At 39.0% G+C, this 17,798-nt stretch carries 16 protein-coding genes; 7 read left to right on the top strand and 9 right to left on the bottom strand.

What is annotated here, in order from left to right; translation table 11 throughout:
• Positions 1-85: 85 nt before the first annotated feature.
• From urtA to AC4CUY_RS21775, 3 genes are all read right to left on the bottom strand, one after another.
• Positions 86-1,375 carry an urea ABC transporter substrate-binding protein gene (urtA, locus tag AC4CUY_RS21785; RefSeq protein ID WP_336952598.1) on the bottom strand — a complete coding sequence of 430 codons (1,290 nt, stop codon included), beginning with the start codon at positions 1,373-1,375 and terminating at the stop codon, positions 86-88.
• 574 nt (positions 1,376-1,949) lie between these two features.
• Entirely contained in the window at positions 1,950-3,830 is a 1,881-nt protein-coding gene (gene parE / locus AC4CUY_RS21780; protein ID WP_490774707.1) for a DNA topoisomerase IV subunit B, read from the bottom strand.
• Between the two features lie 16 nt (positions 3,831-3,846).
• Positions 3,847-4,431 (bottom strand): YqiA/YcfP family alpha/beta fold hydrolase, encoded by a 585-nt coding sequence (locus AC4CUY_RS21775; RefSeq protein ID WP_336952498.1) that lies wholly within the window; start codon positions 4,429-4,431, stop codon positions 3,847-3,849.
• 243 nt (positions 4,432-4,674) lie between these two features.
• On the opposite strand from AC4CUY_RS21775, the gene AC4CUY_RS21770 reads away from it, so the two are divergent.
• Positions 4,675-6,006 carry a PGAP1-like alpha/beta domain-containing protein gene (locus AC4CUY_RS21770; protein ID WP_419360603.1) on the top strand — a complete coding sequence of 444 codons (1,332 nt, stop codon included), beginning with the start codon at positions 4,675-4,677 and terminating at the stop codon, positions 6,004-6,006.
• A 187-nt stretch (positions 6,007-6,193) separates the two neighbouring features.
• Here the strand turns inward: AC4CUY_RS21770 and AC4CUY_RS21765 are convergent, their stop codons facing one another.
• The 3 genes from AC4CUY_RS21765 to gshA form a co-directional block, all read right to left on the bottom strand.
• Positions 6,194-6,493 carry a hypothetical protein gene (locus tag AC4CUY_RS21765; RefSeq protein ID WP_490774706.1) on the bottom strand — a complete coding sequence of 100 codons (300 nt, stop codon included), beginning with the start codon at positions 6,491-6,493 and terminating at the stop codon, positions 6,194-6,196.
• A 121-nt stretch (positions 6,494-6,614) separates the two neighbouring features.
• Positions 6,615-7,109 (bottom strand): disulfide bond formation protein B, encoded by a 495-nt coding sequence (locus AC4CUY_RS21760; protein ID WP_336952501.1) that lies wholly within the window; start codon positions 7,107-7,109, stop codon positions 6,615-6,617.
• A gap of 28 nt (positions 7,110-7,137) precedes the next feature.
• Positions 7,138-8,715 (bottom strand): glutamate--cysteine ligase, encoded by a 1,578-nt coding sequence (gene gshA, locus AC4CUY_RS21755; protein ID WP_490774705.1) that lies wholly within the window; start codon positions 8,713-8,715, stop codon positions 7,138-7,140.
• Positions 8,716-8,925: 210 nt separating this feature from the next.
• On the opposite strand from gshA, the gene AC4CUY_RS21750 reads away from it, so the two are divergent.
• Positions 8,926-9,465, top strand: a complete 540-nt coding sequence (locus tag AC4CUY_RS21750) for a DUF924 family protein (RefSeq protein WP_336952503.1) — start codon at positions 8,926-8,928, stop codon at positions 9,463-9,465.
• Between the two features lie 100 nt (positions 9,466-9,565).
• Here the strand turns inward: AC4CUY_RS21750 and AC4CUY_RS21745 are convergent, their stop codons facing one another.
• Positions 9,566-10,093 carry a dihydrofolate reductase family protein gene (locus tag AC4CUY_RS21745; protein WP_490774704.1) on the bottom strand — a complete coding sequence of 176 codons (528 nt, stop codon included), beginning with the start codon at positions 10,091-10,093 and terminating at the stop codon, positions 9,566-9,568.
• Positions 10,094-10,315: 222 nt separating this feature from the next.
• Between AC4CUY_RS21745 and AC4CUY_RS21740 the strand changes: the two genes are divergently transcribed.
• Both AC4CUY_RS21740 and AC4CUY_RS21735 read left to right on the top strand, forming a co-directional pair.
• The gene (locus tag AC4CUY_RS21740) at positions 10,316-10,882 is read left to right on the top strand and encodes a CC0125/CC1285 family lipoprotein (protein ID WP_490774703.1); all 567 of its coding nucleotides are present in this window, start codon (positions 10,316-10,318) and stop codon (positions 10,880-10,882) included.
• 28 nt (positions 10,883-10,910) lie between these two features.
• Positions 10,911-12,230 (top strand): DUF445 domain-containing protein, encoded by a 1,320-nt coding sequence (locus tag AC4CUY_RS21735; RefSeq protein WP_336952506.1) that lies wholly within the window; start codon positions 10,911-10,913, stop codon positions 12,228-12,230.
• Between the two features lie 120 nt (positions 12,231-12,350).
• On the opposite strand, the gene AC4CUY_RS21730 is transcribed toward AC4CUY_RS21735, so the two are convergent.
• Positions 12,351-13,094: an SIMPL domain-containing protein gene (locus AC4CUY_RS21730; RefSeq protein WP_490774720.1), complete on the bottom strand. Its 744-nt coding sequence runs from the start codon at positions 13,092-13,094 to the stop codon at positions 12,351-12,353.
• A gap of 281 nt (positions 13,095-13,375) precedes the next feature.
• On the opposite strand from AC4CUY_RS21730, the gene AC4CUY_RS21725 reads away from it, so the two are divergent.
• Positions 13,376-14,530 (top strand): methionine aminotransferase, encoded by a 1,155-nt coding sequence (locus AC4CUY_RS21725; protein ID WP_490774702.1) that lies wholly within the window; start codon positions 13,376-13,378, stop codon positions 14,528-14,530.
• 127 nt (positions 14,531-14,657) lie between these two features.
• Positions 14,658-16,025, top strand: a complete 1,368-nt coding sequence (locus AC4CUY_RS21720; RefSeq protein WP_336952509.1) for an MATE family efflux transporter — start codon at positions 14,658-14,660, stop codon at positions 16,023-16,025.
• Between the two features lie 93 nt (positions 16,026-16,118).
• Here the strand turns inward: AC4CUY_RS21720 and AC4CUY_RS21715 are convergent, their stop codons facing one another.
• Complete coding sequence (locus AC4CUY_RS21715; RefSeq protein WP_490774701.1) at positions 16,119-16,964, bottom strand: SDR family NAD(P)-dependent oxidoreductase; 846 nt, start codon at positions 16,962-16,964, stop codon at positions 16,119-16,121.
• A 212-nt stretch (positions 16,965-17,176) separates the two neighbouring features.
• Between AC4CUY_RS21715 and AC4CUY_RS21710 the strand changes: the two genes are divergently transcribed.
• A partial coding sequence (locus tag AC4CUY_RS21710; protein ID WP_490774700.1) for a TetR/AcrR family transcriptional regulator occupies positions 17,177-17,798 on the top strand: 622 nt, incomplete at its 3' end.

Genomic DNA, 17,798 nt, shown 5'->3' with positions numbered 1-17,798 from the left:
TTTTGTTTAAATACAATGACCTTTAAAGTTTAGTCATCAGTTAAGCCCACTACGCATGTAGCAGGCTTTTGGGGTCGTAAAGTCTTTATTTAGGAATGTACGGGCTCCATGGTTCCGCTTTGATCGGTTGAGGGCTCTTGTAAACCACATCAAATTGCCCATCACCACGAATTTGACCGATCATTACAGGCTTATGTAAGTGATGATTAGTAGCATCCATACTTAAGGTATAGCCTGACGGTGCTTTAAAGCTTTGACCTGCCATTGCTTCACGGACTTTATCTACATCCGTTGTTCCCGCTTTTTCAACGGCTTGTTTCCACATATTGATACCCACGTAGGTGGCTTCCATTGGATCATTGGTCACCAATTTACTGGCATTGGGAAGCTTATATTCAACTGCGTATTGCTTCATCTTATTGACGAATTCGGTATTCACTGGATTCTTCACAGACATGAAGTAGTTCCAAGATGCCAAATGCCCGACCAATGGTTTGGTGTCAATCCCGCGTAATTCTTCTTCACCGACTGAAAAGGCCATCACAGGAATATCCGAAGCTTTTATGCCTTGGTTACCTAATTCACGATAGAACGGTACGTTAGAATCTCCATTGATGGTAGAAATAACTGCGGTCTTTTTACCCGCAGCGAATTTCTTAATATTGCCGACAATGGTTTGATAATTACTGTGTCCAAACGGCGTGTATTCTTCCATGATATCTGCATCGGCAACGCCTTTAGACTTTAAAAATGCACGTAAAATTTTGTTGGTGGTTCGTGGATAGACGTAGTCGGTACCTAATAAGACAAAACGTTGTGCCTTACCTCCCTCTTCGCCCATTAAGTATTCAACAGCAGGAATCGCTTGTTGATTGGGTGCTGCACCTGTATAGAAAATATTCTTAGACTGTTCTTGACCTTCGTATTGCACTGGATAGAACAACAGACCATTGAGCTCCTCTACAACTGGTAACACTGATTTACGTGAAACTGAAGTCCAACAGCCAAAAATGACAGCGACTTTGTCCTGAGTAATCAACTGGCGGGCTTTTTCAGCAAATAATGGCCAGTCTGATGCAGGATCGACGACAACAGGCTCAAGCTTTTTCCCCATCACCCCACCTTTGGCATTAATTTCATTGATTGCCATAAGTGCCGTATCTTTAAGCGACGTTTCAGAGATAGCCATTGTTCCAGACAATGAATGCAAGATGCCCACTTTAATTGTGTCACCGCTTGTTGCAGTTGCCGATTTATTTTCTGTTGCGGGTTTCGCTTCCGTTTTATCTGCTGGTTTTGAGCAAGCTGTCAGCGCAATGCTCCCCATCATTGCCACAGCGAGAAGTGTTTTTGAAAACATTTTTTGTTGGAACATCATCTTTTTCTCTCCAAACCTTTTGGTGCATTTTTGAATGCGCGATTTTGCTTTTACCTGACAGGCTTAATTCAATTTTTATGCCAAGTGGAGAATTTGTGCTTTTATCGTTGAATATATTTCATGATAAAAAATAATAAAATCAAAATATTAGTCACTATTATTTTTATATAAATCGGACGTGCATTGATAAGCATTAAATGCCTTTCAACGACTCAATAGTGCGAGTGTTGATCAGGTGAAAGTGCGAGATTAAAAGTCATACTGGTCAAATTAAGTGCGATTTTTTTTATTTAAAATGAGCAATGAGGGTGCAAAAAATTGACCCAAAATTAAATTTTTAAGCTTTCTTAATGAATTTTGCTTTACAGCACCAAACGATTTTGACGTAATAATCCAATCCCTGAGATGGATGGAGCAGAGGTAAAAGAATAGGAGAAAAAATAGAAAGGCTATACAGAAATATTTTGTTTTACGAAGAATATAATTCTGTTTACATCAATGCGATATTTAAGAGGTATCAAAAAAATGATGCACTGAGGCATCATTTTTCAAATATGAATGAGTTCGATAATCAAACACTCAAATCAGCTAAGTTTCCTTTTTGCTCTAACCAGTTTTTACGATCACCTGACCTTTTTTTGGCAAGTAATTTATCCAGTAAACCTGTTGTGTGATGCGTGTCGTCCAAATCCAATTGCACCAAACGGCGTGTATTCGGATCTAAGGTGGTTTCACGCAATTGACTGGCGTTCATTTCACCCAAACCTTTAAATCGAGTAATTTGCGGGTTTTTAGATTTAACTCTCTTTAAGATAGCTTCTAACTCTTCGTTATCAAGCGCGTAGTAAACATCTTTGGCATCATCGATACGGAACAATGGTGGCATTGCAACATAAAGGTGTCCAGCATCGACCATTGCAGGGAAATGCTTGACGAAGAGTGCACACAGCAAGGTCGCGATATGTAAACCATCTGAATCGGCATCGGCAAGGATACAAATTTTGCCATAACGTAATTCGGAAAGATCATCACTGCCCGGATCTACACCGATTGCAATCGCAATATTATGCACTTCTTGAGAGGCCAACACCTCGTCAGAAGACACTTCCCAAGTATTTAAAATTTTCCCACGAATCGGCATGATCGCTTGGAAGTTTTTATCGCGGGCTTGTTTTGCAGAACCACCGGCAGAGTCACCTTCGACGATAAACAATTCCGATTCTTCAAGGGTATGACCGACGCAATCTGATAGTTTTCCGGGCAAGGTAGGACCAGCAACAATCTTTTTACGTTCAACTTTTTTCGCTGCTTTTAAACGGCGACCCGCTTTCGCAATCACAATCTCAGCCAATTGCATGGCCACTTCAGAGTTCTGATTCAACCAAAGCGCAAAAGCATCTTTGGCAATATTTAAAACAATGTTGGATGCTTCTCGGCTTGAAAGACGTTCTTTGGTTTGTCCTGAGAATTGTGGCTCTTGGAATTTAAGCGACAGAATATAATTAACCCCATCCCACACATCTTCAGCAGACAATTTGAGATTACGTGGCAACAAGTTACGTAACTCACAAAACTCACGCATCGCATCAGTAACACCTGAGCGTAACCCGTTTACATGGGTTCCTCCTTGTGCCGTTGGGATCAAATTCACATAACTTTCCTGAATTTGTTCACCACCCTCAGCATTCCAGCAAATTGCAAACTCAGCGCTGGCGCGTTCAGCTTCACCCGTTGCGACAAAGGCAGGATCTGGAATGATTTCACGATCTTGTAATTCATCCATCAAATAGTCGACGAGACCATTTTCAAACTGCCATTCAATTTTTTCGTCATTAATCTGATCAATATAATTAATTTGTAGACCAGCAGCCAATACAGCTTTGGCTTTGAGATTATGTTTTAACGCTTTTAAAGCAAATTTAGGTGAGTCAAAATATTTTGCTTCTGGCCAAAAATGTACTGTTGTCCCCGTAGCACGTTTTGGCGCTTTGCCTTCTAAAACCTCTAAAGGCGCAACAGGTTCACCATGTTCAAACGCCATTTTATAAAGATTGCCGTGGCGTTGAACTTCAACCTCAACACGATCAGACAAGGCATTGACCACTGAAATCCCTACACCATGCAAACCGCCCGAAAACTGATAGTTATCAGTGCTAAATTTACCGCCAGCATGTAATTTCGTTAGGATAATTTCAATCCCGCTTTGTCCATATTCAGGGTGAATATCGACGGGCATACCACGCCCATTGTCTTCGACCGACAACGAACCATCTTTATATACTGTAACAGTAATTTTATTGGCATGTCCTGCAAGTGCCTCATCGACAGCATTATCAATTACTTCTTGCGCCAAATGGTTTGGACGAGTGGTATCGGTATACATACCTGGACGGCGACGTACAGGATCTAGACCAGATAATACTTCAAGTGATTGGGCCGTATATTGAGACACGTTGAGTTTTTTCCTTTTATTTTACGGAGTATGATAAAAATTCCAGAATCATGGGTATTTTATCTGCAAAATCTTCCATCGCATGATTACCATGCATTTCTGTCATGATTAATGATGTGTGTGGAGCTGCACTATAATACCGTTCAGCGTCACGATAATCTAAAACTTCATCACCTTGTTGCAATAAGACCAGTATTTTGTCTGCATCTTGTACAAATGGCACGGCAATCGCTTCCAAGTAGTCAAGTTGTAAACGATCTAAAGTCCATTTTTCATTGATCTTATAGGGAATCTGTTCAATTCCAAATAAGTTACTGAACAATTGCCATGGTCGCATAGCTGGATTAATTAAAACAGCAGGCACACCATATTTTGCGACCAATTGTGTCGCATAAAATCCACCAAAGCTACTCCCCACCAGTACAACATCAGGCAATTTTTCAATGAGCGCTGAAATTTGATCTAAAACCAGTTGCGGATGTTGGTTTAAATCAGGCAAATGCACACTATGCGATGAATAGCATCGACAATAATCATCTAATTGTTGCCCTTTTATTGATAAAGGACTACTTTTAAAACCATGTAAATAAATAATATTCATTGAAAATAGTTTGCTTTTTTACCACCAATGTTTTAGTTTTTAATGTGATTTGAATCACATTATTGTTTTAATTTGTATATGTCGTGATATTGTCCGACAAAAAACTAAAACATAATCGCAATTATCGGTATTTTAAATAGCGTTCAGGATGAACAAGATAAGATGATTGCCTAGGGATTTATACATTGATCTACAGCAAAAATAAAGTCTTTGTTCCAGATCAATATGGATGAGGAAATAACAATGCCAAGCTTAACCCCTTTACACGAAACCTATTGTAAGTGGGATCGCTCGCCTCCAAGTCAGGCCGACGTATTAGAAGGTTTAGCGCAGTTAGTGAGTACGCCACTCAGTGGCATGGTTCAAGACTTCATCCAGTCGATTCAACGCGAAATGTTGCTGAGTATTTTTGGCTTAAGTAAACAAAAAGCCAAACGATTTCAGTCACGTCCAATTGTCGATAAATTCTATCAATTTGGTTATCACGCGTTGCAAAATTATGGTAGCCATCTGCTTGCTCCAGTTTTACGTAAAACCATTGAACGTTTTCCAAATTTGCATGATAAGCCTTTGACCTCCCATATGACTTTTTTAGTCAGTGCTTTAAATGGGGTATTGGGCGATTATTTGTTAGCGAGCCATAATCCTCTGGCACTCTCACCTGTACTCTATGATCATTATGGTGCATTACAGCAAGGTGATTTGGCTGGACGTGTAGTGATTTTCTCACATGGTTTATGTATGAATTATCAAGATTGGACCAACCGTAACAATGGCGGTATTGGTGAGAAACTATTGGCCCAGCGTGATCACAACACCATGTTGTATTTTCACTACAATACTGGGCGCAGAATTTCAGCCAATGGACGTTCATTAGCAAATCTTTTAGAAGACTTAGTGAAACGTAACCCTCGCATTACCAGTATTGATTTAATTGGGCACAGTATGGGTGGCTTGGTATCTCGCAGTGCGCTGTTCTATGGCAAACAAAACATGCACCAGTGGTTCCATATGGTAGAGAATCTAGTTTGTATTGGTTCTCCGCATCATGGTGCGTTATTAGAACGTTTCGGATTTGCCATGCAAGAGAAAGTGGGTAATTTTCCTATTGTTAAAATGATCAGTCATATCGTCAATATCCGCAGTAATGGCATCTTAGACTTGCGCTATGGAAGTGTTCGAGATGATGACTGGGAGCATAACAATGCTCGTATTGGTTTGATGGATGACAACCGTAAACCCGCTCCGCTACCCTCTCATATCAATACCTTTTTAATTGCAGGTACCTTAGAATTTGAAAACCGCAAAAACCGCACCTTAAAAGTGATTGGCGACTATCTGGTCAGTGTTAAAAGTGCCTTGGGTGAACATCCGAACCCACGTTTCCAGTTAAAATTACCTGAATCGCATAAAGCTGTGTTTTATGGCTTAAACCATCTTGAGATTCAATATCATCCTTTGGTTTCGGAACAAATTGCCAAATGGTTTTATCCGCACCATGATGAGTTGGCGGAAGAACAAATTCGCAAATATTTGATTAAATTAGAAAGTATGCAAGGGATTGTTGAAACCTAATCGTAAAAAAGCAGATCTTCAATCCACTTTTTTTTCTGCTATTTCACTTCAATTTGATAAGACTTGTTCTGATGAGGATCAATCATGTCACCATATTCATCAAAGTTTGATTTTTTCTGCACATTGTGTATCGATCAGTAAGCCTTGTTTTAATTCACAAGTCCAAGCTTTATTATAATTCTTTTGGCTAAGTTTTTTTACCTGTTAAATCAAATTGCGTCACCTCAATGAGCGACTGGGCAAGCGTTCTAGCAGGATGGCTCTGTGATACGGACAATACGTAGTATCTGCCACCATGCAACTGACAGTCTTCAATTCGACTTGAAAAATAATCTGGATCGACAATAAATTTTTTAAATGGCTGAGCACCCAATTTTATATAGGAAATGTCGGCTGGGATAGTGTCATCAAATTCAGATTTAAACTGACAAGACACATCTTTACTGATCACAGTGACTAGCTTTGCAGAGACTTGTGCCGTTGACAAGCAGACTAGTATGCTGATCCCAGCTAAATTTATTTTATGATTTATGATTTTTCTTGATTTATACATAAATGAAGTTTATTTGAAAAAAAGGCCAGTTTAGACTGGCTCTTGATGTTTTAAATTAGTACTTTCTAAACAACTGCCACAGACTGATCAATGCCAATACACTAAAAAACAATAATGACCAAACGGGTAAAGATTGTCCTAAAAAAGTCCAATCGACCATAGCACATTCGCCAGAACCCTTAAGGACATTTTCAAACACCGCTTTTAAAGGCAATGTATTTACCCAATAGTCTAGACCTGGCCCACAACTTGGAACCTGATCTTTAGGTAAGTTCTGTAGCCACACGTGGCGAGCGGCAACACCAACTGACCAAGAAATTGCAGCGAAACCCAAGAAGCTATAAATGCGTTTAAATACATTTGTTTTTGGGTTATGCAAAAAGGCAATCAGTGAAATTAGCCCTAGGCCAATCAATCCAATACGTTGAAATACGCATAGTGGACATGGCTCAAGCCCTTGTACATGCTCTAAATAGAGCGCAAATGACATACCAATCACACTTGCCAAAAATAAAAGACCACTTACGAAGCGATAACTACGCCATTGCATGGAACTTCCTCATTATCTAATCAATGCTTTATCTAAATTTACTCAGATAATCCTCGAAACTTATACTTGTATTTTGTTCAAGTTGCTGTTGTTCTGCGAGAGATGTTCGAGTAAGCCCCTCAAAATACGCTAAAGTTTCTGGACTTAATACATGTTGTTCGTAACTTTGGATATGCTGATTGGCCATATAGCCACCAAAATTCCATGTGCCACCTTGCTCTACAGTATCGGCAATCACATGCGCAGATAGTGTTTCATCCACATCATCAATACGTGTTTGCATCACTATCATCGCTTGGCGATATAAATCCGTTGAATAGGATTGATTTAATAAATCTGCAAGGGGGTGCATGGCGGTGACATGCTGTTGAATCCACTCAAGTAATGGATATTCAACACCGGCATCAATGATTTTCGCATTTGGTGCACGACCACGATTGACCACTTCAGCTTGGTTTTGCTCAATAATATCTTGTTCTTCATCCCATAGATCAGGGCTTTCTTTCAGTAAACAATACAACGCAACCACTTCCAAGAAGCCTGCTGTATCTTCATCAATACCTATTGCACTGTATGGATTTACATCTACCGCGCGTAATTCGACATAGCCGATACCACGATTTGACAAGGCCTGAGAAGGAGTTTCCCCTTCTTGTGGCACTTGTTTTGGACGTACTAAGCTATAGTATTCATTTTCAATTTGTAAGACGTGATCATTAATTTGAATCGGCTTACCATTGGCATCGTTTAAACCTAAATGACTAAACTGTGCATAAGGGGAATTAACCGCTTTTTGTAATTCAGCCACATAACTTTCTAAATTGTTGTAATGAATACCCAATTGTTTTTGTGCGGAATTTTGATAACCAAAACGCCCCATGCGCAATGCTGTTGCATAAGGTAGAAATAATGTGCCTTTAATTAAAGGCAACAATTGATGTTCACGCCCTGTCATAAAGCATTTACAGACTGAAGGGCTTGCACCTACTAAATACATCACGAGAGGAGTTAAACGAATAAAGTTACGGATTAACCCAAGATAACGATGACTGCGATAATCTTGCAGGCTTAATGCTTTAAGTGCTTCATTGCTTTCGTGTTGTTGTAATTGTTCAAATAACGCATCTGGAAAAGATACATTATAGTGCACACCCGAGATTGTCTGCATACGGCGACCATAACGAATGCCTAGGCCATGACGATATAAGGTTTTAAATTGACCAATATTAGATGTGCCATATTGCGCCAAACGAATATTTTCTTCTTTGTCATCCAACATACATGGCATGGACAAAGTCCACAACTTTTCACCATTTTCTAAATGACGATGCACAACAGCATGTACATCTGTTAAAAAGTTTAAGGCTTCAGGAATGCTTTCTTTGGGAGGTGTAATAAACTCCATCAAAGCTTCTGAATAATCTGTGGTGATATGCGGATGTGTTAGGGCTGAGCCTAAAGACTGAGGATGATCAGCCTGTGATAAAAAGCCATTACTTTGCATACGCAGGCTTTCACGTTCGATGCCACGTAACATGCCTCTGAATAAGGTAGAATCCACCCAATTTGGTACTAATGATTGGGAAATCGTTTCGGGTTGACTCATACTTACTCGCTTATCTTAAAGAATTTTTTAAAATAAAATGTTTTGATGCCCGCAGTATAACGTTATTTATCGATATACACGTATAAGCATCGTTGTTTTAAATCAATTATTCATTTTATTTCGGAAAAGTTTTTAACACAAACTACCTCTACAAGACATTTAAAATTTGTGATTTTATAGAAAAATCATCACTAAAGAATTGTAACTACTATGAATTATCAAGAAATTATCGATTTTTGGTTTAGTGAAGAAACTCAGCCATTTTGGTTCGCAAAAAGTGACGCATTCGATCAAACTTTGCACCAGCGATTTGCACATACCTTGGATCAAGCCAAACATTGTGAACTATGGACTTGGCGCGCCACAGCAGAAGGTCGCTTGGCTGAAATTATTGTTTTGGATCAATTCTCGCGTAATTTGTATAGAGATCATGCTGAATCTTTTGCACAAGATGCCTTGGCACTTGCGTTATCACAAGAAGCCATTCAGCTAAATTTAGATCAGCAATTAAGCCCTGAACAGCGTTCATTCCTGTATATGCCATTTATGCACAGTGAATCAAAAATTATCCATATCCAAGCTTTACAACTTTTTGAAGAGTTGGGCAATCCACTCAATCTAGATTTTGAGAAAAAGCATAAAGTGATTATTGATCGTTTTGGGCGTTATCCTCACCGTAATCAAATTTTAGGGCGAAGCTCAACGGTAGAAGAAATTGAATTTTTAAAACAGCCAAATAGTCATTTTTAATCCTATTCATTTTCATCTAAACAGCTTATGCAGAAATATTTTGCATAATCTGTTTTAGTACCTTATCTAAATCATAATGACCCACAACAATCATCAACTTTTAGAAAACATAGCTGTGTTTAATAATGGTATTTTCAATCATTTCAGCATGTATGGACTTTAACTGCTGTTCACGCGAGTCAAAACTTGGAAAGAGCGGTATGCCCTTTCCAAGAAGAACAGGCATGATAAAAACTTCTAAGATATTGAGTAGCTTCTGTTCAATAAAGGTATTCTGCAATTGTGTTCCACCGACAATCCAGACATTACCGTTATAATTCTGTTTAAGGTGCTCAACAAGTTCATCCACACCTAAGTTCCACCGCGAAAGCGAGGCATGAGTTAAAGCTAAATCAGGATTAGAAGTGACGATAAATCCTTTCTGGTCTGGATAAGGCCACGCCTCACCAAAAGAACAAATCACTTCATAGGTTTTACGCCCCATAATCACAATATCGATATCTTGGATAAAATCATCATATCCACAATCAATACTTTGAAATGGCGCTAAAAAATCTACAGAACCATCTAGTGTTGCAATATAGCCATCTGCGCTTGTTGCAATATAGCCTTTGATTTGAATACTCATTAATTTCTCTATAAACAAGGTCCATTTTTATTATGGATCAAATACGCATAATACTGGGCTTACTGTTTAAACTTTATGTGAACCACCATTTTCCATGATCGATATCATCTTGAATTAACAAAATTCTTCTTGAAATTCATTGTCAGTCCATCAATTTAGAACAATATACAGAGGATTAAAAATTCATTAAATTCCATCCAGAAGAATGGAAAGGAGAGACACATGAACAAAGTACTCATTGGTCTGGCTATTGCGGTGGCACTCACCTTCACAGGTTGTGCAACGACCCCTAGCAAACCGCGTACCTTTGACCAGCTTGGACAATACACCACGGTACCTCTCAATGATCATAGCTATCGCATCAGTTTCCAAGGTAATAGCAATATGAGTTTTGGAACAGCTGAAGAAATTAATCTTGTCAAAGCTGCACAAACAACGCTTTTAAATGGATTTACTTACTTCAAGGTTTTAGATGACCCAAGCAATCGAACTCAGCAACCGCCTCGTAAAGCAGTAGTTTATCCGTCATCAAACTACTATCCATATGGCTGGGGCTATCGTCGTCATCCTGTGTTCTGGAATGACCCATTTTATGATATGCCACAAGTCGTGACCATTGACCCTGTTCAAATTTCCTATACGATAGAATGTTATAAAGATAAAAAATCATCGCCGAATGATGCATTTGACGCTCGTCTGATTTTGCAATCTTTAGGACAAAAATATGGTGTTAGTCCGACAGGACAAGTACTGCAACCACAGCCTGATGCGGTAACATCAACGAAATAAAAATGCAGAAATCTATTTAGGAAAATGAATGAGCGGAATTGAACAAAGTGAAGTTCTTAATGAAATTCCAAACTTAGATCGAAGCAAACGCTTTGCGACCATCGCCTTGGTGGTGGCTGTTGTCGCATGGTTTGCTTTGATCATTTCCGCCAAACTGATGCCTGAGTACGCTTGGTTTATTCATATTCTCATGCTGGGCGCTGAAGCTGGCGTGGTCGGTGGCTTAGCCGATTGGTATGCGATTACCGTATTGTTCCGTAATCCCTTTGGGAAAATTCCCATTCCTAAATTTCTAAAAGATCACACCGAAATCATTCCACGTAATAAAGCACGTATTGCGGAATCGATGGGTAAATTTGTCCAAGAGAATTTTCTATCTCCACAAATTGTTGAACGTAGTTTAAAAAGTATTGATCTTAGTTTTGCTGTCGGTCAATGGCTGGCCAATCCTAAAAATAACGGTCAAGTGGTGGACGTAATTCAGCAAACGGTTCCGAAAATTTTTGAATTTGTGGGGCAAGACCAAATTGGACGCTTTATTCAAAACAACAGTGTTCAATGGGTTCGAAATACTCGAATGAACCAATTGGCAAGTGAAATGTTGCGCGCAGTTTTAGAAAATGATTTTCATCAAGATGTATTACAACGTGGACTGGATATTGCCCATGAATGGATGATGACCCATCCTGAAAAAACCCGTGAAATCACTCAAACTATGTTTAAAGAGCTTGGTGTTTCCCGTCTTGCTAAAGGTGCCAGCTGGATTGGGATTGATGTTGAGCAACGGACCATTGATTCAGTGATTGAAAAAGTGGAATCCATGCTTGCTGATCACGAGCATCCTATTCGTCAAAAAATTGAAGAAGCTGCACATGAGCTTATGTTGCAATTGGCGGATAACAATAGTCATGCCAGCATAAGTTTAAATGAAACCAAGAATGCTCTTTTAGACAGCGAACCGGTACTCAACTTTATTACTGGTGCCGTGGTGATTTTATGTGATGCGGTTAAATCTGACTTGCTTAAAGCAGACTCGGGTATTGCCATGAATTTACGTATCGCCATTCAACAGCTTGGTGAAAACTTGATGCAAAATCAGTCTGTACGAGAATTATTGAATGATCGAATCAGCGGAATTGCCATCAATTTAAGTGACCAATATAGTGAGAAAGTGATTAAATTTATTAGTCAACGTATCCATGAATGGGACTCTACCGAAATGATCGCCAAGATTGAAAATGAGGTAGGTGGTGATTTACATATGATCCGTGTCAATGGTGTTGTAGTAGGCGCATTTATTGGTCTAAGTTTAGGTGTGATTCGTGCTGTGATTGATTTTGCGATTTAAGAATACAATAAAATGGATTCTATCTTAGGTATTTGGCTAATCGTGATGAATCATATTTAAATCATAAAAAAATGGGAGTCTAGCTCCCATTTTTTAGCACTGGACTTTTTATCAACTGTATCAATCAATCGCATAATTGATGGTCACGACAACACGCGCAATTTTATTAATGGTGGCTTTGTCATAAGCACCGCCATAATCGCTATCATCATCAGAACCACTTTCAGGTAAAATATAAAACGCACCCTGACTTGCAGAACGCATCGCACCGACTTTTACCCCTCCGACCTTTGCAAACTCATTGGCGCGACTATGCGCATTTTTAGTTGCATTGGCGATCAATGACATTTTTATTTCTTCTAGATTTGACACTAAATACTGCGGTTTCTGCTCGATGGATATGCCTTTTTCATCTAATAAATAAGCATCTTTTGCTGCTTTTTCAATCTTTTGAATATCACGACTATCAATCACCAACGACTGCATCGCAGTATAACCTCTAAACTCACGGGTAACTTTCCCATCTCCCTGATTAACTTCCTCATAATAGGGTTGAGAGCTTTTATTACCCAATTTCATTTCTGTTGCCTTAAATCCACGCTCAACAAAGAAATCTTGTAACGCTTTTATTTCTTGATCCAACAATTGATAGGCGGCTGAAACACTGTCTGAAGCATGACTGGTTTGCAGATGAATTTCCCAGCGTGCTAAATCCGCTTGTATGGGTTTTTCAGCCAACCCTTTGACGACTATTGAATTTTTTTCTCCATTAAACTGCTTAAGTGCATAGCCCAAGACACTTGCGGAGATAATGAATCCTAAACTTAGAATGAGTGCAAAGACCCATAAAGTTTTATATGTGATTGATTTATTTTACATTATTGTAGTATCGCTAAAATTATTATAAATAAGTTATAGTCAGGATCCTACCGCAAGTCAACTTACTTTGACTCTAGAACAACATCGCTTTAATGAACTTCACCCAACATACTCTGTAACAACATATTACCCCTCTCAAATCTAATTTCTCTATCTTAAATTCCTACAGCACCTCTCCCCCTAACCAATAGATTACTTAATCCTATTCAGCTCCTTAAAACGACCTGCTAAACTGCCACTAATACATTTATAAAATCAGTCTGGTCATGATCGAAATCCACTCCAAACTCCCTGCTCAAGGTGTCACCATTTTTAGCATCATGACCGCTATGGCACATCGTCTTAACGCCCTTAACCTGTCACAAGGTTTTCCAGACTTTGATGCACCACCAGCGTTGCTACAAGCACTCAGCCAAGCTACATTAGATGGTTTTAACCAATACGCAGCGGGTGATGGTTTATTACCACTAAGAGAACAACTGGCTCAACTGTTTTTAAAACGTGATCAATTACAACTTGATCCAGTCACAGAAATTACCATCACACCAGGCGCAACGATCGGGATTTTTAGCGCAATACAAGCCATAATTCATCGTGGTGATGAAGTGATTATTTTTGATCCAAGCTATGACAGCTATGCTCCGAGCGTGCAATTGGCCGGTGGTAAAGCCATTCATATTCCACTCAATGCGCCTGAGTTTTCTGTGGATTGGAATCAAGTCAAATCTGCAATTACAGATAAAACCCGTATGGTCATTGTAAATACCCCACACAATCCAACTGGCGCGATTTGGTCTAAACAAGACTGGCTAAATTTAATTGAATTAATCCAAGATAAAAATATTATTGTGCTTTCAGACGAAGTCTATGAGCATTTGATTTATGACGGCGAAAAACATTATTCAGCATTGTCATTTCCTGAACTCAGAGAACGTAGTTTTGTGGTCGGTTCTTTTGGTAAAACTTTCCATGTAACAGGTTGGAAAACAGGTTATTGCATTGCGACACCCGAGCTCATGAAAGTATTCCTTCAAATTTATCAATTTGCCAACTTCTGTGGGGTAACACCCGTACAAATGGCGCTTGCCAATTTTATGCAACAGCATCCTGAACATATTGACGATCTATCAAGCTTCTATCAGCAAAAACGTGACCTGTTTATTTCAGGTATTGCGAATTCAAAATTCAGTTTAATTCCCTCTCAAGGCACATTCTTTCAAAATGTTGATTACAGCCAAATTCGCCCAGATTTAAATGATATCGATATGTGTAAATTCTTAGCGGAAGAACATAAAATTGTGGCGATTCCAGTTTCTGTTTTTTATAAGCAAGCCCCTGAAAATTTACGTTTAGTGCGTTTTTGTTTTGCCAAAAAGGAGCAAACTTTGATTCAGGCCTGTGAAATTTTAACCCAAATTTAATCCCAACCCATACAAATCATCTCTGTAAAATTAAAGCCTGAGTTACTCAAATACTCAGGCTTTTTTCTCAGCGTTTGTTATATTATCAATAAGATAAAGATACTCGAAATAGACAGTAGAATAAAAGATGCCAGCTCGTCCCGATATGCTTCACCAACCCAAATTCTGGAAGGTTTTTTTAATCTTCCTTGGTCCATTGATTCTAACCAATATTCTGCAAAACCTGTCTGGAACAATTAATACCATTTTTGTTGGGCAAATGCTGGGAGTAGAAGCGATTGCCGCAATTTCAGTATTTTTTCCGATCCTATTTTTATTGCTGGCTTTTGTGATTGGTCTATCTACAGGTGCGACTGTTCTAGTTGGACAAGCTTGGGGTGCTAAAGATATCGAAAAAGTGCGTACCATTGTTGGCGCATTGTTATTTATGACCCTCATTGGTGGATCAATCATTGCCTTTTTAGGGGTGTTTTTTGCCAAACAGATTCTATTGCTTTTGGGGATAGATCCCAAAATCATGCATCTTGCCCTGCCCTATGTTCAATGGATGTTAATGAGTAGTCCTTTTCTATTCATCTACATCACCTATACGTCTATTTTACGTGGTGTGGGTGACAGTACCACACCATTGATGGCTTCAAGTCTAACGATCATTGTTGGCGTCATTGTAACTCCAGCGTTGATTGGCGGTTATTTTGGGCTACCTAAGCTCGGCATTATTGCTCCAGCAATTGCCAGTGGCCTAGGCTTTATTTCAACTTTAGTTTTCCTTTATGTCTATTTGAATAAAAAAGATCATGCTTTAAGACCTGATGCAGCGTTAATCCAACATATCCGCTATCACCCTCAATTTAGTCGCAGTATCTTGCGCTTGGGTGTGCCGACAGGTATTCAAATGGTGACCAACTCGGTCGCAGGACTGGTGGTGATTGGACTGGTCAATCAACATGGCGCTCACGCAACAGCAGCATATGGTGCAGTCAACCAAGTCCTGAACTATATCCAATTCCCTGCTTTGTCGATTGCCATTGCTGGTTCTATCTTCGCAGCTCAAGCTATTGGTGCTGGGAAATCTGAACTACTGGCAAAAGTGACGCGAACAGCGCTGTTGAGTAATATCGTGATTACAGGTTCATTGGTACTCTTGGCCTATATTTGTTCAAAATATTTGATGGCGTTGTTTATTACAGATCCGTCTGTAATTGAGTTGGGTCAGCAATTACTATTTATCGTGTTGTGGTCAATTATATTTTTTGGAGCAAGTGCAATTTTTGCTTCGATCATGCGGGCCAGCGGAACTGTGACTGTGCCTATGATTTTTAATATTTTATCCATTCTGCTCATTGAAGTTCCGTGTGCCTACTTATTTAGTCAATGGTTTGGTTTACAAGGCATTTGGTATGCGCTTGCCCTGACCTTTTTCAGTCTATGTCTTATGCAAGGTCTTTATTACCAATTTGTCTGGAAAAAGAAAACCATTGAGATCTTAATTTAAACGAATGGATATTAAGTTGTTATTCAACCCATTATTTCTCAAAGTCTAAAATGAAAAAAACCGTCAGCTTGACGGTTTTTTAATATCAATCAACTATTTTGGTTCTAACTTTTTACTAAACTTAGTCGCAAAACCTGTAATTTTTTGATATCCAGTCGGTAAAATACGCTGAATTAAATCTAAGGTTTTTGCATCATTCCCAATAAGTAAACGGCGCTTGTCTTTCAATACAGCATCCAACATTTGTTGAGCAGCATCTTCTGGAGGCATACGCAATAATTTATTAAATGCTTTTGCTGATTTCTCAGGGTTCATCCCCAAAGAACGTAAGCTGTCATTCATACGCGCATCATTTGCAATATTGGTACGAATACCGCCAGGATGAACACATAGAGCAGATACGCCACACTTTTCAATGTCTAATTCTTGACGTAATGATTCAGTAAAACCACGTACCGCAAATTTAGATGCATTGTATGCAGACTGGGTCGGCTGAGCCGTTAAACCAAATAAGCTCGAAATGTTGATGATATGTCCATCACCTGTTTTCTTGATATAAGGCAAAAATTCTTTTGTTCCATAGACAACGCCCCAGAAATTGATATTCATAATCCATTCAAGTTCGTCATAAGATGCACCTTCTACGGTAGATCCTAAAGCTACACCAGCATTGTTAAAAATCATGTTTACAGAACCATGATTTTGCACAGTATCCTCAGCCCAAGCTCGCATTTCTTCAACTTTGGCAACATTCACTTTTTTTGAGGTCACACGGACATTATATGATTTGACCAGTTCAACGGTTTCAGATAAACCTTTTTCATTCACATCACTAATGGATAAATGACAACCTGCTTTTGCCAATAAAATAGCAAGTTGTTGTCCCATACCAGAGCCAGCACCAGTAATTGCAGCGACTTTGTTTTTAAAATTTTTCATTGTCTATCCTTTTTTAAACCCGCACAAAGCATTCAGAGTGATGTGCAGCTCACTTGCTCAATATAATTTTGACAATCATTATTGTCAATATTATATTGTGATTTAACCGATGTTTTTTTATACAAAAATTCTAGAATAGGTTTCAATGGCTTTTATTGCTAAAATAAGCGCTTCTTTGTGACAATCAAATATGACACGAGTAATTTTTTACAATGAATGAACCACTTTCAACTGAAAAGAAAACTATAAATAAAGCAGTCAAAGAACGTCAATTTAAGGGTATGTCCTTATCTGAGCGAAAACTTGCACGTCGAGAAAAGTTGATCGAAGCAGGGATTGAAGCCTACGGCACGCATGGTTTTTTTTCTGTCACCGTTAAAGATATTTGTAATGAAGCGAAACTGACTGAACGTTATTTTTATGAGTCCTTCAAAAAAAGTGAAGAACTGTTCCAAGTCATCTTTCTACAACTGATTGAACAATTACAACAAACCGTGATGCAAGGGGTCATGCAAGCAGCACCTGATCCTAAAAATATGATCCGTGGTGGCTTAACTGCAATCTTTACCATGTTAAAAAATGATCCACGTGTGGCGCGTATTATTTATATTGACGCCATGCTGGTTCAAGAACTGCATAATCATGCCACAATCCATGAAACGATGGGCCGTTTTGACCGATTAATTCACTCCTTTGTTACCCTAATGATGCCGCATATTGAACGCAGTGAACAAGAAATTTCCTTGGTTGCCACAGGTTTAAATGGCTATGTGACTCAAATTGCGGTTCGCTGGGTCATGGGTGGATTTAAACAATCGCTTGAAGAAATTGTCT

The organism is Acinetobacter sp. 778_lipA, from assembly GCF_058242985.1.
The sequence above is the reverse complement of the archived record's forward strand: the minus strand, read 5'-3'. Positions and strand labels throughout refer to the sequence as shown.

What these genes read in the sequence shown, in the direction of transcription:
- urtA (WP_336952598.1), bottom strand. Translation starts at nt 1,375, where the DNA reads ATGTTCCAACAAAAAATGTTTTCAAAAACACTTCTCGCTGTGGCAATG.
- AC4CUY_RS21775 (WP_336952498.1), bottom strand. Translation starts at nt 4,431, where the DNA reads ATGAATATTATTTATTTACATGGTTTTAAAAGTAGTCCTTTATCAATA.
- AC4CUY_RS21770 (WP_419360603.1), top strand. Translation starts at nt 4,675, where the DNA reads ATGCCAAGCTTAACCCCTTTACACGAAACCTATTGTAAGTGGGATCGC.
- AC4CUY_RS21760 (WP_336952501.1), bottom strand. Translation starts at nt 7,109, where the DNA reads ATGCAATGGCGTAGTTATCGCTTCGTAAGTGGTCTTTTATTTTTGGCA.
- gshA (WP_490774705.1), bottom strand. Translation starts at nt 8,715, where the DNA reads ATGAGTCAACCCGAAACGATTTCCCAATCATTAGTACCAAATTGGGTG.
- AC4CUY_RS21750 (WP_336952503.1), top strand. Translation starts at nt 8,926, where the DNA reads ATGAATTATCAAGAAATTATCGATTTTTGGTTTAGTGAAGAAACTCAG.
- AC4CUY_RS21745 (WP_490774704.1), bottom strand. Translation starts at nt 10,093, where the DNA reads ATGAGTATTCAAATCAAAGGCTATATTGCAACAAGCGCAGATGGCTAT.
- AC4CUY_RS21740 (WP_490774703.1), top strand. Translation starts at nt 10,316, where the DNA reads ATGAACAAAGTACTCATTGGTCTGGCTATTGCGGTGGCACTCACCTTC.
- AC4CUY_RS21735 (WP_336952506.1), top strand. Translation starts at nt 10,911, where the DNA reads ATGAGCGGAATTGAACAAAGTGAAGTTCTTAATGAAATTCCAAACTTA.
- AC4CUY_RS21725 (WP_490774702.1), top strand. Translation starts at nt 13,376, where the DNA reads ATGATCGAAATCCACTCCAAACTCCCTGCTCAAGGTGTCACCATTTTT.
- AC4CUY_RS21720 (WP_336952509.1), top strand. Translation starts at nt 14,658, where the DNA reads ATGCCAGCTCGTCCCGATATGCTTCACCAACCCAAATTCTGGAAGGTT.
- AC4CUY_RS21715 (WP_490774701.1), bottom strand. Translation starts at nt 16,964, where the DNA reads ATGAAAAATTTTAAAAACAAAGTCGCTGCAATTACTGGTGCTGGCTCT.